The organism is Cupriavidus sp. 2TAF22 (genome assembly GCF_052115045.1).
In the GTDB taxonomy this organism is placed as follows: domain Bacteria; phylum Pseudomonadota; class Gammaproteobacteria; order Burkholderiales; family Burkholderiaceae; genus Cupriavidus.
This window is the reverse complement of the sequence record NZ_JBFRFX010000045.1, coordinates 41913-56171: the sequence shown is the minus strand read 5'-3', so window position 1 is coordinate 56171 and position 14259 is coordinate 41913. Positions and strand designations below refer to the sequence as shown.

The following is a 14259-nucleotide window of genomic DNA, read 5'->3' as shown; positions in this document are numbered from 1 at the left end:
CGCCCAGGCCGCGCAGGCCGGCGCGGCCGCCGCCGCGCTGCCGGCGAGCGCACCCGGGAATGGCTGAGCGCCGGCCGGGCTTCGCGTGTACGCAGAAACGGGTACGGTCCGTGCCCCATGTTACGCCGAAGATATATTTCAGCGCTGAAAAATTCATATGCATCGGGGAAACAACATTCGCAATTTGCGAAGTTATGCACCGATGCGCATAATGCCGCTACGCGGTAACGCGGGCAGCCCGGATTTCGCCATGTGCGGCGGGCCAATCCCGTCCGGTGGCGATGGCCACAGTGAAGCCGGCCGACACGAGCCAGCCGTACCAGCAAACCAAAAATAATAGAGAGTACTTGGCAGAACTGGCGCAAGCCACCGGGGAGAAACACCATGGGCGAACATCCGTCGGCGGATGAAGATCTTCACCGCCTGATCGATTCGATCTACGAGTCCGCGCTCGACGTCACGGCCATGCCGCAGGCGCTCGACCTCTTCTCGCGCTACACCGGCACCGAGAGCCCGCATTACCTGGTCTGGGACAAGGTGGCCGGGCGCGCGCGGCTCGGCGTGACCCCGCACGGCTGCTTCTCGGCGCAGGGCGCGCATATCCCCGAAGACCTCCGCGCGCTGGCCACCCTGCCGTCGCACGCACTGGCCGGTGCCCATGCCGGCGGCCCCATGGAGGACGCATCGCACTACGCGCACGGCGCCGATCTCGAACGCGGCGTACGCCTGCTCGATACCGAAGAGGTGTGCGTGCTGATGGGCGGATCGGGCGACGGCCAGTCCCCGGATATCCGCTTCGACGGCATGGAAGGCTCCGCGCACCGCCGCAGCCGCCTGGCCCGCGTGCTGCCGCACTGGGCCCGCGCCGCGCGCATGCAGCAGCGCAATGCCGAACTGAGCGGCCTGGCGGCGCTCGGCCTGGCCGGGCTCGATACGCTCGACTTCGGCGTGATGGTGCTGCAGGCCGACATGCGCGTGCGCTACGCCAATATCTGGGCGGAGGCGCTGGTGCAGGCCGACAGCCAGCTCGCGCTGGACAATGGCGTGCTCCGGCCGCGCGAGCCGGCGCTGCAAGCCACCCTGCACAAGCTGCTCGAACGCGCCATGCAGCCACACGGGCCCGAGCGCGCGGCGGGCTCCTGGATGCATATCACGTCGGGCGGCCAGCCGGTGCCCATCATCGTGCTGCCGCTGGTTTCGCGCCAGCCGGTGGAGGGCCCCTGGCAACTGCCGTTCGCCATGGTGCTGATGGGCAATTCCGAGTCGCGCTCGGTGCTGGACAGCTCGGTGCTGACCTCGCTGTTCGGCCTGTCGCGCAAGGAAAGCCTGGTCGCCATCCGGCTTGCCGCCGGCGAGACCCTCAGCGAGATCGCCGAGCACGAGTTCGTCTCCCCCCACACCGTACGCGTGCATATCCGCGACATCCTGCGCAAGACCGGCACGCATCGCCAGAGCGAGCTGGTGCGGCTGCTGCATCTGCTGCCGGGCGTGGCGCTGGAGCGGGTGGCGCCGGCGCGCGGCGCGCCGCCGGCCTGAGCCCGCGCCCGCCCCGCGCCCGCCCCCTTCCCGGTCACGGCTTCTGCCGGACATCCTCCCCCAAGGCCGCTAAGCCGCGGCTGTCTGCCTCGCCACCGCCATCAGCCGCTGGACCTGCCGGTCGTCGCTGTCGGCGGGCGTGGCCAGCGCGATGCCGATGCGCGCCGACGGACGCGGGCTGCTCAGGCGCAGGAAGCGCACGCGGCGGTTGACATAGCGCGCCGCCACGCTGGGCACCAGCGCCACGCCCAGCCCGCTTTCCACCAGGCTGATGATGGTCTGCACCTGCACCGCTTCCTGCGTCACGCGCGGCACGAAGCCGGCCTGCTGGCACAGCAGCATGGCGATGGCCTGCAGGTTGGGCACATCGGCGCTCGGATGCATGATGAAGGGCTCTGCCGCCAGCGCCTTGAGCGCTACGGTGTCCTGCTGCGCGAATTCGCTGTCGGCCGGTACCGCGGCCACGAACTCGTCGGTCTCCAGCGGCATCAGCGTGTAGCCGCCAGCCTGGAGGATCGGGAAGCGCACCAGCCCGGCATCGAGCTGGTGGCGCTCGAGCCGCTCCAGGATCGACGCCGAGGTGGATTCGTGCAGGATCAGCTCGATACCCGGATGGGCTGCCCGAAAGGCCGGGATCAGCCTGGGCAGCAGCGCATAAGTGGCCGAGCCGACAAAGCCCACCCGCAGCGCGCCGCGTTCGCCATGGGCCGCGGCCACCGCGGCCGCGCGTGCCTGCGCCGCATGGAACAGCGCGCGGCGCGCGTCGTGCAGCGCGGCCTCGCCCGCCTGCGTGAGCCGCACGCCGCGCGACGTGCGCACGAACAGCGGGGTGCCGAGCGAGTCCTCCAGCTTGCGGATCGAGATCGATAGCGGCGGTTGCGCCATGTGCAGGCGCTCGGCGGCGCGGTGGAAGTTGCCGGTCTCGGCGAGAGCGACGAACTGCTGGAGCTGGCGCAGGTCCACGGTGATATCCCAGACGTATCGGATACTAAAAATCTAATATTAGACGCAAAGCTCTCGCCTGATCTACCCTGTTGCCATCCGATGTCGCGCCGGCCGCGCAGGCCTGGCCTGCCGGGCGCCGGAAAAGACACAGAACAGATCAGGAGACCGTCCAGCATGTTGCCTCTCTCAGGCGTGCGCGTGATCGACCTTTCCACGGTCGTGATGGGCCCCTATGCCAGCCAGTGGCTGGCCGACCTGGGCGCCGAAGTGATCAAGGTGGAGCCGCCCGGGGGCGATTCCACGCGGCACACCGGCCCGGCTGCCGAGGACGGCATGTCGGCCATCTTCCTCGGCGTCAACCGCAGCAAGAAAAGCGTGGTGCTCAACCTCAAGCAGCCGGCCGCGCAGGCCGCGCTGGAGCGGCTGCTGGCAAGCGCGGACGTATTCGTGCACAGCATGCGCCCGCAGAAGCTCGCGGGACTGGGGCTGGACCCCGCCGCCGTGATGGCGCGCCATCCCCGCCTGGTCTACGTGAGCCTGCTGGGCTTTGCCGAAGACGGCCCCTACGGCGGCCGCCCGGCCTACGACGACATCATCCAGGGGCTGTCCGGCAACGCCGCCCTGATGGCGGCGCAGACCGGCACCGTGCGCTACTTCCCCACCATCGCCGCCGACAAGACCAGCGGCCTGGTGGCGGCGCTGTCGATCGCGGCGGCGCTGGCCGGGCGCGAGCGCCAGGGCGGCAAGGGCACGCTGGTGGAAGTGCCGATGTTCGAGTCGATGACGGCCTTCAACCTGGTCGAACACCTGTATGGACAGCACTTCGAGCCGCCGCGCGGCCCGACCGGCTATCCGCGCGTGCTGGCCCCGCTGCGCCGGCCTTACCAGACCGCCGACGGTCACGTCTGCATGATGCCGTACACCGATGCGCACTGGCGTGACTTCTTCACCGCCGCCGGCCGCCCGGACCTGGCGGCCGATGCGCGCTTTGCCGGCATCGCCGCGCGCACGCAGCATATCGAGACGCTCTACGAGCTGACCGGCGAAATCGTGCGCGCGCGCACCACCGACGCGTGGCTGGCGCTGTGCGAGACCCTGCAGATCCCAGTCGCCCGCGTGAATGGGCTGGACGATCTCGTGGACGACCCGCACCTGCAGGCCACCGGATTCTTCGACACGCTGGAGGATCCGGCCATGGGCACGCTACGCTTTCCCGGCGCGCCGGTGCGCTTCGACGGCCAGCGCGCGGTGCCCGGCCTGCCCCCGCGGCTGGGCCAGCATACCCGCGGCCTGCTGGGCGAGGCAGGGCTGAGCGAAACGCAGATCGACGCGCTTGGGCAAGCCGGCGCGGCATACTGCGCGCCGGCCGCCGAGGCCTGAGAAACCGGCGCCCGGATCATGGCAGAGACCCTGAACGCAAGCCCGGAAGCGGTGCCGGACAGCACAGTTCCATCTTCCGCTCCATCCACTCCTAACATAAAGGATGCCGGCCACACGGGCCGGCCATCACCAGGAGACGCCGTGCCGCATACCCACTACCCCCGCCTCGGCCAGGGCTTTTACTGGCAGGACATCAAGGAAGGCCAGACCTTCGAGACCTTCCGCCGCACCGTGACCGAGACCGACCTGGTCAACTTCATCTCGGTCACCGGCATGCTGGAAGCCATCTTCATCGAAAAGGGCTACGAGGGCAGCGCCATCCAGGGACGGCCGGTGCCGGCCGCGCTCACCTATGCGCTGATCGAGGGCTTCATCCTGCAGACCATGATCCAGGGCACCGGACTGGCCATGCTCGAGCTGACCCAGAAGATCCTGGCGCCTGTGGTGGTGGGCGACACGATCTGGGCCACGGTCACGGTGGGCGACATCCGCCCCACCTCGCGCAGCGGGCGCGCGGTGGTGGACTCGGCCATCGAGGTATTCAACCAGCGCAACGAGCTGGTCATGAAGTACACCGCCAGGCGCCTGCTGGCGGGGCGATAGCGGCCAAACCGGAGGAGACAGAGTGAAAAAACAAGACAAAGAAACGAGCAATTGCACTGGCACTGGCACTGGCACCGGCACCGGCATCGGCGGCAAGCCGGCACGTCCCGCACGCGGCCTGCCGCCGCTCCTGCCGGTCCTCCTGGCGCTTGGCCTGGCCGCCGGGCCGGCCTGCGCGGCAACGGACTACCCCGCGCACCCGGTCAGGCTGGTGGTGCCGTTCCCGCCGGGCGGGCCGACCGACCTGGTGTCGCGCGTCATCGCCAGGAAGATGTCGGACGAACTGGGCCAGCAGGTGCTGGTGGACAACCGGCCGGGCGCCAACGGCAATATCGCCGCCGAGCTGGTCGCCAAGTCGCCGGCGGACGGCTACACGGTGCTCTACAACACCTCGTCGATCGCGCTGAGCCCGGCGCTGTACAAGAAGCTGTCCTACGACGTGAAGCGCGACTTCGCCCCGGTGGCGATGACGGCGATGGTGCCGCTGGTGCTCGAAGTCAACGCGCAGGTACCGGCCGCCAACCTCGGCGAGTTCATCCACTACCTGAAAGCCAACCCGGGCAAGCTGACCTATGGCTCGGCCGGCAACGGCAACGTGACCCACCTCGCCGCCTTCCTGTTCCTGCAGGCCAACGGGCTGTCGGCGGTGCACGCGCCGTACAAGGGCAGCGCGCCGGCGCTGACCGACCTGGCCGGCGGCCAGGTGCAGTTCATGACCGACACCATCAACTCCTCGCTGCCGTTCATCCGCGACAAGCGCATGAAGGCGCTGGCGGTGACCAGCATGTCGCGCAGCTCGCAGTTGCCCGACGTGCCGACCGTGGCCGAGACCGTGATGCCGGGCTTCGAAGTGGGCGCGTGGCAGGGCATGCTGGTGCCGGCCAGGACCCCGGCCGAGGTGGTGCGCAAGCTCAACGCCGCCACGCAGCAGGCCCTGGCCGCGCCCGATGTGCGCGCCAGCCTGGCGGCGCAGGGCGCCGAGCCGCGCGGCAGCAGCCCGGACGCCTACGGCCGCTACCTGGCCCAGGAGATCGACCGCTGGCAGAAGGTGGTGAAGGATTCCGGCGTGACGCTGGACTGACCCGCCGCCTGGCCAGCCGCATCCCCGGAGATTCGCTTTGACTTCCCTGATCGACACGTTCCAGCTTACCGCCCTGCCCGCGGCCGCCGCCGCCTTCCGGCAAGAGGTGAAGGCGTTCCTGACCGAGCACCTGCCCCCGCTGCCACCCGAGACGCGGGCGCGCTCGTGGATGGGCTTCAACGCCGATTTCAGCCGTGCGCTGGCGCGGCGCGGCTGGGTGGGCATCACGCTGCCCGCGCAATATGGCGGCGCCGGGCTCGACCCGTTCTCGCGCTTCGTGCTGGTGGAGGAGCTGCTGGCCTGCGGCGCGCCGGTCTCTGCACACTGGATTGCCGACCGCCAGAGCGGGCCGCTGATCCTGCGCTACGGCAGCGATGCGCAGAAGCGTTTCTACCTGCCCCGCATCTGCCGCGGCGAGGCCTTCTTCTGCATCGGCATGAGCGAGCCCAATGCCGGCTCGGACCTGGCCAGCGTGGCTACGCGCGCGCTGCCGCAGGAGGATGGCACGTGGCGCCTGAACGGACGCAAGATCTGGACGACCAATGCCGACCGCTGCCATTACATGCTGGCGCTGGTGCGCACCTCGGGCAGCGCGGAAGACCGCCAGCGCGGCCTGTCGCAGGTCATCGTGGACCTGTCCGCCCCGGGCGTGACGGTGCGGCCCATCCACGACCTGGCGGGCGACGCGCATTTCTCGGAGGTCAGCTTCGACGACGTGCTGTTGCCGGCCGGCGCGCTGGTCGGCAAGGAAGGCAGCGGCTGGGAGCAGGTCAATGCCGAGCTGGCCTTCGAGCGCAGCGGACCCGAGCGCCTCTACTCCAGCGTGGTGCTGCTCGATACCTGGATCGCCGCGCTGCGGCGCGCGCCGGCCGCCCGGCGCGACACCGTCACCATCGGCCGGCTGGCCGCGCGGCTGGCCGTGCTGCGCACCATGTCGCTGGCGGTCACCGCGCGGCTGGCGGCGGGCGAAAGCCCGGTGGTGGAAGCCGCGCTGGTCAAGGACCTCGGCACCGGATTCGAGCAGTCCATCCCCGCGCTGGCGGAAGCCGCCCTCGGCGACGACCCGCACCTGGCCGCCGACGCCGAGCTGTACCGCACCCTGGCCTACGTCAGCCAGGTGGCACCGTCCTATTCGCTGCGCGGCGGCACGCGCGAGATCCTGCGCGGCATGATCGCCCGGGGCCTTGGCCTGCGCTGATACGGAGTTCCCACATGCATAACGCTTATTCCGACGCGCTCGAAGCCCTGCTGCGCGACTGTTGTACCCCCGCCGTGGTGCGCGCCGTGGAACGCGGCGGCGATCCGCAGCCGCTCTGGCAGGCGCTGCAGGAAAGCGGCTTCGCCGATTGCCTGCTGCCCGAGGAGGCCGGCGGCGCCGGCCTGCCGCTGGCGGAACTGGCGCCGGTGCTGTTCGCGCTGGGGCGCCACGCGCTGCCGCTGCCGCTGGGCCAGACCCTGTTCGCACGCGCGCTGCTGCACGCCGCGGGGCGCGCGGTGCCCGCCGGCCCGATCGCGCTGGCGAGCTTCGACGGCGATGACGCGCAGACCACGCTGGTCGCCGGCGGCGCGCCGGCGGCGTGGTTCCTGGTGCAGGAAGGCGCGCGCTGCGTACTGCTGCCGCGCGCGCAGGCGCAAGTGCGCGCCACCGGCGCCCATGCCGACCTGACCGTGATCCTGCCGCGACCCGCGCCGCAAGGGCCGGACGCCTTCATGCTGCCGGCCGGCGCCCTGCGCGAGATCGGCGCCTGCGTGCACGCCGCGCAGATGGCCGGCGCGATGTCCCATGTGTTCGACATCACGCTGCGATACGCCAACGACCGCCAGCAGTTCGGCCGCGCCATCGGCAAGTTCCAGGCCATCCAGCATCAGATCAGCGTCATGGCCGAGCATGTCGGCGCCGCGCGCATGGCCGCGCAACTGGCCTGCGCGGGCGGCGGCCAGGACAATGCGTGGCGACCGGACCCGCTGCGCGCCGCCATCGGCAAGCTCAACGCCAGCGAAGCCGTCACGCCGGTGGCCGCCATCGCCCATGCCGTGCACGGCGCGATCGGCATCACCGAGGAATACGACCTGCAACTCTACACCCGCCGCCTGCATGCCTGGCGGCTGGCGGACGGCACGGAAACCTACTGGGGCCGGGTGGTCGGAGAGGCGGTGTGCGCCGCCCCCGGCGATGGCGTGGTCGCGCTCGCGCGGCGCTGGAGCACGGACGCAGCCTAGCCCGCAACCGCCATAGGCCCGCGCGGCCAAGGTGCGCGAAAATGCCCGCCGGAGGCCACGCCCAGGCGCATCCTGCCCGGCGGCGCCGGCCCGGCGCCAGTCCGGGAAAGCCGGGCCTGCGTGTGTCCCTTTCCCATCGCCCGCATGGCCAAGACCGCAGAATCAGAGTACCTCCTACACTACAGTGAGATTCGAGGAAGTAACGCAGTGCGCCGGCCGATGAAAGGATAAGTCGCCGGCATCCTTGCGGTGCCCGCTCCGGCGACGTTGTTCCGATCCACCCGAGATTCGGTGTCTGCCCGCAACCGGGATACGGAGGCTGATGTGTCGACAATCCAAGCAAGCCTTGCCGGCGCCGCGTATTGCCGCCGCTGGCGGTCTGCCGCCATTGCGCTGCTTAGCCCGATCGTGGCCGCGATGGCTTTCCTGCTGGCGCCGCAAGCGCGCGCCCAGACGCCTTCGCCGGCGCCGGAATGGCAGTATTCGGTCGGCATCCCGCTGGAAAAGATGTTCGAGCCGGAAACGCCGACGTGGGCGGTGCGCATCGGCGCGGCCGCCATCTATCGCCCGCGCTATGACGGCGCCTCGAACTACTACGTGCTGGGCGGTCCCTCCCTGGACGTGCGCTATCGCGACCTGTTCTTCGCATCCACCGGCGAGGGCATCGGTGTCAACCTCGTCAGCACGCCAAACTGGCGTGCCGGCCTGGCCATCTCCTACAACATCGGCCGGCGCGAGGCTGACGATCACGATCACCTGCGCGGCATGGGCAACATCAACTTTGCGCCAGAGGCCAAGGTGTTCGTCGACTACGTGGTTTCGAAGGAATTCCCGCTGGTGATCCGCGCCAATATCCGGCGCGCCATGGGCGGGGCCGACGGCTGGACCGGCGACGTCGGCGCCTATCTGCCGCTGCCGGGCAGCTCCGAGAAGTTCTATTGGTTCGTCGGGCCTACCATGAGCTTCGCGGACTCGCGCTACATGAACACCTGGTTCGGCGTCAGCGCAGAGYAGTCGGCGCGCTCCGGCTATGCCCAGCACAACGCCGGCGCGGGCATCAAGTCCTATGGCGCCGGCCTGAGCGCGATGTGGTTCTTCCACAAGCATTGGTTCGTCACGAGCGACGTCAGCGTGTCGCAGCTGGTGGGCAGCGCCGCCAGCAGTCCGGTCGTGCAGCGCGCCACCAGCTTCTCGGGAGATATGTCGTTCAACTATCAGTTCTGAGCACTCCGGGGGCGTTCCGGGCGCCCGCGCCGGCATTCGCCGGCATTGTCACGCGGCGCGGGTCGCGCTGGCGGGGCCGGGCGGGCCCGGCCCGCCCGTGCGATGCTCAGGCCGCCTTGCGGTGCCTGCGCTCGGGCTTGCACTCGTACTTGGATTCGCGCCGGCCGTCTTCGTAGGCCACCTCCAGCCGCACCGTGAAGCCCCACAGCCGCGTCACGTGGCGGATCACCTCGTCGAAGTTCTGCGCCAGCGGACGGCGGTCGTTCTGCAGGTGCCGCAGCGTCAGCGAGCGGTCGCCGCCGACATCCACATTGGTAATCTGGATGTTCGGCTCCATGTTCGACAGGTCGTACTGGTTGGCCAGCAGCTGCCGGATATTGCGATAGCCCTCGTCGTTATGGATGGCGGTCACGCGCAGCTTGCCTTCGCGGTCGTCGTCGAGCACCGAGAACAGCTTGAGCTCGCGGATCACGCGCGGCGACAGGAACTGCAGCAGGAAGCTCTCGTCCTTGAAGTTGCGCATGGCGAAGTCGAGCGTCTTGCGCCAGTCGCTGCCGGCGAACTCCGGCGCCCAGCGGTAATCTTCCTCGGTCGGGTTCTCGCACATGCGGCGCAGGTCCTGGAATATCAGGAAACCGACCGTGTACGGATTCAGGCCGCTGTAGTACGGGCTGTTGTACGGCGGCTGGTAGATCACGTTGGTATGCGCCTGCAGCAACTCCATCATGAAGGCGTCGTTGACCAGGCCCTCCTCGTAGAGCTGGTGCAGGATGGTGTAGTGCCAGAACGTGGCCCAGCCTTCGTTCATGACCTTGGTCTGGCGCTGCGGGTAGAAGTACTGCGCGATCTTGCGCACGATGCGCACGATCTCGCGCTGCCAGGGTGCGAGCTTCGGCGCATTCTTCTCGATGAAGTACAGCAGGTTCTCCTGCGGCTCTGGCGGAAAGGACGGTTCCCGCTCAAAGGCGTCGTCGTCTTCGAGCGCGTGCGCGCGGTGCTTCGGCAGCGTGCGCCACAGATCGTTGACCTGCGTCTGCAGGTAGCTTTCGCGCTCGTTCTGGCGCGCCTGCTCTTCGGTGATGGAGAGCTTCTTGGGCCGCTTGTAGCGGTCCACGCCGTAGTTCTGCAGGGCGTGGCAGGAATCCAGCAGCAGCTCCACCTCCTGCTCGCCATAGCGCTGCTCGCACTCGGCCACGTAGTTCTTGGCGAACAGCAGGTAATCGATGATGGCGTCCGCATTGGTCCAGGTGCGGAACAGGTAGTTGCCCTTGAAGAAAGAGTTGTGGCCATAGCAGGCGTGCGCGATGGTCAGCGCCTGCATGGGCATGGTGTTCTCTTCCATCAGGTAGGCGATGCACGGATTCGAGTTGATGACGATCTCGTACGCCAGCCCCATGTGGCCGCGCTGGTAGCTGCGCTCCGATGCGAGGAAATGCTTGCCGTAGGACCAGTGGCTGTAGCCAACCGGCAGGCCGGACGATGCGTAGGCATCGAGCATCTGTTCGGCGGTGATGATTTCTACCTGGTTGGGATAAGTATCCAGGCCGAAGTCGCCTGCGATGCGGGCGATTTCGCGGTCATAGCGGTTGATCAGCTCGAAGGTCCACTCCGAGCCGGTAGACAGATATGCCATTTACGACCCCCGTTGCGGGTGAAGGGTGCGCCCGCGTCTTGCTCAACTGGAACCAGTGCCGCTGCCCGCAGGGCGGGAGACGGGCACGTTCGCCGCCGGCATGCTCCGCGTCAGCGGCTCGCAGGCCAGGCCGCCTTCTTCTGGAACAGGTCGTGCAGCACGGGATAGATCTCCTCCGCCCCGATGATGCGCTGCATGGCGAAGTTCTCGTACCGGTCCCTGACCATCAGATACTCTTCCCAGAGATTCTGCGGTTCCTCCGAAGCCACCTCCACATAGGCGTAGTACTGCACCAGTGGCAGGATGGACTCGCGCAGCAGGCGCCCGCACAACTCCGAATCGCCCGCCCAGTTGTCGCCGTCGGATGCCTGCGCCACGTAGATATTCCACTGGCTGGCCGGATAGCGGTCGTGGATCACCTCGACCATCAGCTTGAGCGCGCTGGATACAACCGTACCACCGGATTCGCGCGAATGGAAGAAGTCCTCCTCGTTGACTTCCTTGGCCACCGTGTGATGGCGGATGAACACCACGTCGATGCGCTCGTAGTTGCGCTTGAGGAAAAGGTACAAGAGCATGAAGAAGCGCTTGGCGAGATCCTTGCGGCTCTCGTCCATCGAGCCGGACACGTCCATCAGGCAGAACATGACCGCCTGCGCCTGCGGCCGCTTCTTCAGCACGCGGTTGTTGTAGCGCAGGTCGAGTTTCTCGATGAAGGGCACGCGCTCCACGCAGGCGCGCAGGTGACGCATCTCCTTCATCATCTCGAGCGCGCGCGCCGAGTACGGCCCGTCCTGTTCCAGTACCTCGCCGTACTCCCGCTCGAGCACGTCGAGCTTTTTCTGGTAAGGGCTGGACAGCGCGATGCGGCGCCCGAGCGAGCTGCGCATGGTGCGCAGGATGGAAAGGTTGGAAGGCGTGCCGTCGATGGAAAAGCCGGCGCGCACCTTGCGGACCTCGGCGATCTTGGCAAGGTGGCGCTTGGCCATGTCCGGCAGCGCCATGTCCTCGAAGAAGAAATTGAGGAAATCCTCGCGCGACAGGGTGAAGACGAAATCGTCCTCGCCCTCGCCCGAGTCGCTGGCCTTCGAGCCGCCCCCGCCGCCGCCTTGCTGCTGGCGGTCGAAGCTGTCCCCCCGGATGAACTTCTTGTTGCCCGGGTGGATCCACTCCCGCCGGCCGCCCTGGCCGTGGTGGAAGGCGGGTTCGGAGATGTCCTTGACCGGAATGGACACCTGGCCGCTCTGCTCGATGTCCATGATCTTCCGGCCGGACACGGCCTTCGCTACCGCCTGGCGTATCTGTTCGCGGTAGCGTTTGATGAAGCGTTGCTGGTTGACGGCACTCTTGTTGCCGCCGTTCTCGCGCCGATCGATGACCGTGGCCATATGCATGCCCTCTTGGAGAGGCCTCGTCCAGGCGCCGTTACGATGATTTTCTGACGCGCAAATACCACTCCACAAGTAGGCGGACCTGCTTCGCCGTGTAGCCCTTCTCAACCATGCGGTTGACGAAGTTCGCGTGCTTGTCCTGGTCCTCGCGGGAGGACTTGGCGTTGAACGAGATCACGGGCAGCAAGTCTTCGGTGGTGGAGAACATGCGCTTCTCGATCACCATGCGCAGCTTCTCGTAGCTGGTCCACGCAGGATTCTTCCCCGCGTTGTTGGCCCGCGCGCGCAGCACGAAGTTGACGATCTCGTTGCGGAAGTCCTTGGGATTGGATATCCCCGCGGGCTTCTCCACTTTCTCGAGTTCGTCGTTCAGTGCGTTGCGGTCGAGAATCTCTCCGGTATTCGGGTCGCGATATTCCTGGTCCTGTATCCAGAGGTCGGCGAACACCACGTAGCGATCAAAGATGTTCTGTCCATACTCGGAATACGACTCGAGGTAGGCGGTCTGGATCTCCTTGCCGATGAACTCCACGAACGGCGTGGTCAGGTACTCCTTGATGTACGACAGCAGCTTGGCTTCCTGTTCCGGCGGGAACTGCTCGCGCTCGATCTGCTGTTCGAGCACGTAGAGCAGGTGCACCGGATTGGCGGCCACCTCGGTGTTGTCGAAGTTGAAGACCTTGGACAGAACCTTGAACGCGAAGCGCGTGGACAGGCCGTTCATGCCTTCGTCGATGCCGGCGTAGTCGCGGTACTCCTGGTACGACTTTGCCTTCGGGTCGACGTCCTTCAGGCTTTCGCCGTCATACACCCGCATCTTGGAGAAGATGTTCGAATTCTCCGGCTCCTTGATGCGCGTGAGCACGGCGAACTGCCCCATCATCTTCAGGGTGTTGGGCGCGCACGGCGCGGCCGACAGCGAACTGCTGCGCAGCAGCTTGTCGTAGATCTTCACCTCGTCCGACACGCGCAGGCAATACGGCACCTTTACGATGTAGATACGGTCGAGGAAAGCCTCGTTGTTCTTGTCGGCCTTGAAGGTCTGCCACTCGGCTTCGTTCGAGTGCGCCAGGATGACGCCGTCGAACGGGATCGCGCCGAAGCCCTCGGTACCCTTGTAGTTGCCTTCCTGCGTCGCGGTCAGCAGCGGGTGCAGGACCTTGATGGGCGCCTTGAACATTTCCACGAACTCGAGCAGCCCGCGGTTGGCCAGGCACAGCCCGCCGGAATACGAGTAAGCGTCCGGATCATCCTGCGGGAAATCCTCGAGCTTGCGGATATCGACCTTGCCGACCAGCGAGGAGATGTCCTGGTTGTTCTCGTCGCCCGGCTCCGTCTTGGAGATGGCGATCTGCGAAAGCACGGAGGGGCGCAGCTTGACCACGCGGAAGCGCGTGATGTCGCCGTTGAACTCATGCAGGCGCTTGACCGCCCAGGGCGAGGCGATGGTGTTGATATAGCGTACGGGAATGCCGTAGTCCTCTTCCAGGATCTTGCCGTCTTCCTCGGGCGAGAACAGCCCGAGCGGAGATTCATGGATGGGCGAGCCCTGCAAGGCGTAGATGGGAATCTGCTCCATCAAGGCCTTGAGTTTCTCCGCCAGCGAGGACTTGCCCCCGCCGGGAGGGCCGAGCAGGTAGAGGATCTGCTTGCGTTCCTCGAGGCCTTGCGCGGCATGCTTGAAGAAGGCGACGATCTGCTCGATCGTGTCCTCCATGCCGTAGAACTCGCGGAAGGCCGGATAGATCCTAATGACCTTGTTGAAGAACAGGCGGGACAGCCGCGGGTCGTGGTGGGTATCCACCAGTTCGGGCTGGCCGATGGCGGCGAGCATGCGCTCGGCCGCGGTCGCGTAGGCGGAAGGATCCTTCTTGCAGATATCCAGATACTCCTGGATGCTGTATTCCTCTTCCTTGCGAGCTTCGAAGCGTGTGGCGAAGTGGCCGAAAATGTCCATACCTCACTCCCGTCAGATTCCCGTCCGAGGCGAAGGCACAACCGCTACATCCAAAGATCCCGCGCCAGCGATTTGCGGCTCCGCCACCCCGGCTTGGCGGTGCTGGCCATGTTGCGAGGCCTTTACTTCATCATAGTCAAATAACGGCGAAGGCTGAGAGCCGGTTGACGAACTTTGCAACTGCGTCTGCAACTGGTTTTGCAAGCGCGCAACAGAGGTTTCGACTCACCGTACCGCTGCTCCAGGCCCCACTCGCGACGGGCATTTGGACCATGTCTTGTGACACACA

Annotated in this window: 11 protein-coding genes; 7 read left to right on the top strand and 4 right to left on the bottom strand. The window is 67.0% G+C overall.

Annotated features, from left to right (window positions below; translation table 11 throughout):
• Nucleotides 1-384 precede the first annotated feature (384 nt).
• Entirely contained in the window at nt 385-1536 is a 1152-nt protein-coding gene (locus tag AB4Z48_RS34175) for a helix-turn-helix transcriptional regulator (RefSeq protein WP_441622267.1), read from the top strand.
• A gap of 69 nt (nt 1537-1605) precedes the next feature.
• Here AB4Z48_RS34175 and AB4Z48_RS34170 read toward each other — a convergent pair whose 3' ends face one another.
• Entirely contained in the window at nt 1606-2499 is an 894-nt protein-coding gene (locus AB4Z48_RS34170) for a LysR family transcriptional regulator (RefSeq protein WP_441622265.1), read from the bottom strand.
• Between the two features lie 156 nt (nt 2500-2655).
• Between AB4Z48_RS34170 and AB4Z48_RS34165 the strand changes: the two genes are divergently transcribed.
• The 6 genes from AB4Z48_RS34165 to AB4Z48_RS34140 all read left to right on the top strand — a co-directional run bounded on the left by AB4Z48_RS34165 (nt 2656) and on the right by AB4Z48_RS34140 (nt 8989).
• Nucleotides 2656-3861: a CaiB/BaiF CoA transferase family protein gene (locus AB4Z48_RS34165; protein ID WP_441622263.1), complete on the top strand. Its 1206-nt coding sequence runs from the start codon at nt 2656-2658 to the stop codon at nt 3859-3861.
• Nucleotides 3862-4002: 141 nt separating this feature from the next.
• A complete protein-coding gene (locus AB4Z48_RS34160) occupies nt 4003-4464 on the top strand; it encodes a MaoC family dehydratase (protein ID WP_441622261.1) in 462 nt (153 codons plus the stop codon).
• 130 nt (nt 4465-4594) lie between these two features.
• Nucleotides 4595-5545, top strand: a complete 951-nt coding sequence (locus AB4Z48_RS34155) for a Bug family tripartite tricarboxylate transporter substrate binding protein (protein WP_441622281.1) — start codon at nt 4595-4597, stop codon at nt 5543-5545.
• A 37-nt stretch (nt 5546-5582) separates the two neighbouring features.
• On the top strand, nt 5583-6743 hold the full coding sequence (locus tag AB4Z48_RS34150; RefSeq protein WP_441622259.1) for an acyl-CoA dehydrogenase family protein: 1161 nt from the start codon (nt 5583-5585) through the stop codon (nt 6741-6743).
• A 14-nt stretch (nt 6744-6757) separates the two neighbouring features.
• The gene (locus AB4Z48_RS34145; protein ID WP_441622257.1) at nt 6758-7765 is read left to right on the top strand and encodes an acyl-CoA dehydrogenase family protein; all 1008 of its coding nucleotides are present in this window, start codon (nt 6758-6760) and stop codon (nt 7763-7765) included.
• A gap of 324 nt (nt 7766-8089) precedes the next feature.
• Nucleotides 8090-8989 (top strand): MipA/OmpV family protein, encoded by a 900-nt coding sequence (locus AB4Z48_RS34140; RefSeq protein ID WP_441622255.1) that lies wholly within the window; start codon nt 8090-8092, stop codon nt 8987-8989.
• A gap of 106 nt (nt 8990-9095) precedes the next feature.
• On the opposite strand, the gene AB4Z48_RS34135 is transcribed toward AB4Z48_RS34140, so the two are convergent.
• The 3 genes from AB4Z48_RS34135 to AB4Z48_RS34125 form a co-directional block, all read right to left on the bottom strand.
• The gene (locus tag AB4Z48_RS34135) at nt 9096-10622 is read right to left on the bottom strand and encodes a SpoVR family protein (RefSeq protein ID WP_441622253.1); all 1527 of its coding nucleotides are present in this window, start codon (nt 10620-10622) and stop codon (nt 9096-9098) included.
• A gap of 110 nt (nt 10623-10732) precedes the next feature.
• Nucleotides 10733-12010, bottom strand: a complete 1278-nt coding sequence (locus AB4Z48_RS34130) for a YeaH/YhbH family protein (RefSeq protein ID WP_441622251.1) — start codon at nt 12008-12010, stop codon at nt 10733-10735.
• A gap of 37 nt (nt 12011-12047) precedes the next feature.
• On the bottom strand, nt 12048-13970 hold the full coding sequence (locus tag AB4Z48_RS34125; protein WP_441622249.1) for a PrkA family serine protein kinase: 1923 nt from the start codon (nt 13968-13970) through the stop codon (nt 12048-12050).
• Between the last annotated feature and the right edge of the window lie 289 nt (nt 13971-14259).

What these genes read in the sequence shown, in the direction of transcription:
- AB4Z48_RS34175 (WP_441622267.1), top strand. Translation starts at nt 385, where the DNA reads ATGGGCGAACATCCGTCGGCGGATGAAGATCTTCACCGCCTGATCGAT.
- AB4Z48_RS34165 (WP_441622263.1), top strand. Translation starts at nt 2,656, where the DNA reads ATGTTGCCTCTCTCAGGCGTGCGCGTGATCGACCTTTCCACGGTCGTG.
- AB4Z48_RS34145 (WP_441622257.1), top strand. Translation starts at nt 6,758, where the DNA reads ATGCATAACGCTTATTCCGACGCGCTCGAAGCCCTGCTGCGCGACTGT.
- AB4Z48_RS34135 (WP_441622253.1), bottom strand. Translation starts at nt 10,622, where the DNA reads ATGGCATATCTGTCTACCGGCTCGGAGTGGACCTTCGAGCTGATCAAC.
- AB4Z48_RS34130 (WP_441622251.1), bottom strand. Translation starts at nt 12,010, where the DNA reads ATGGCCACGGTCATCGATCGGCGCGAGAACGGCGGCAACAAGAGTGCC.
- AB4Z48_RS34125 (WP_441622249.1), bottom strand. Translation starts at nt 13,970, where the DNA reads ATGGACATTTTCGGCCACTTCGCCACACGCTTCGAAGCTCGCAAGGAA.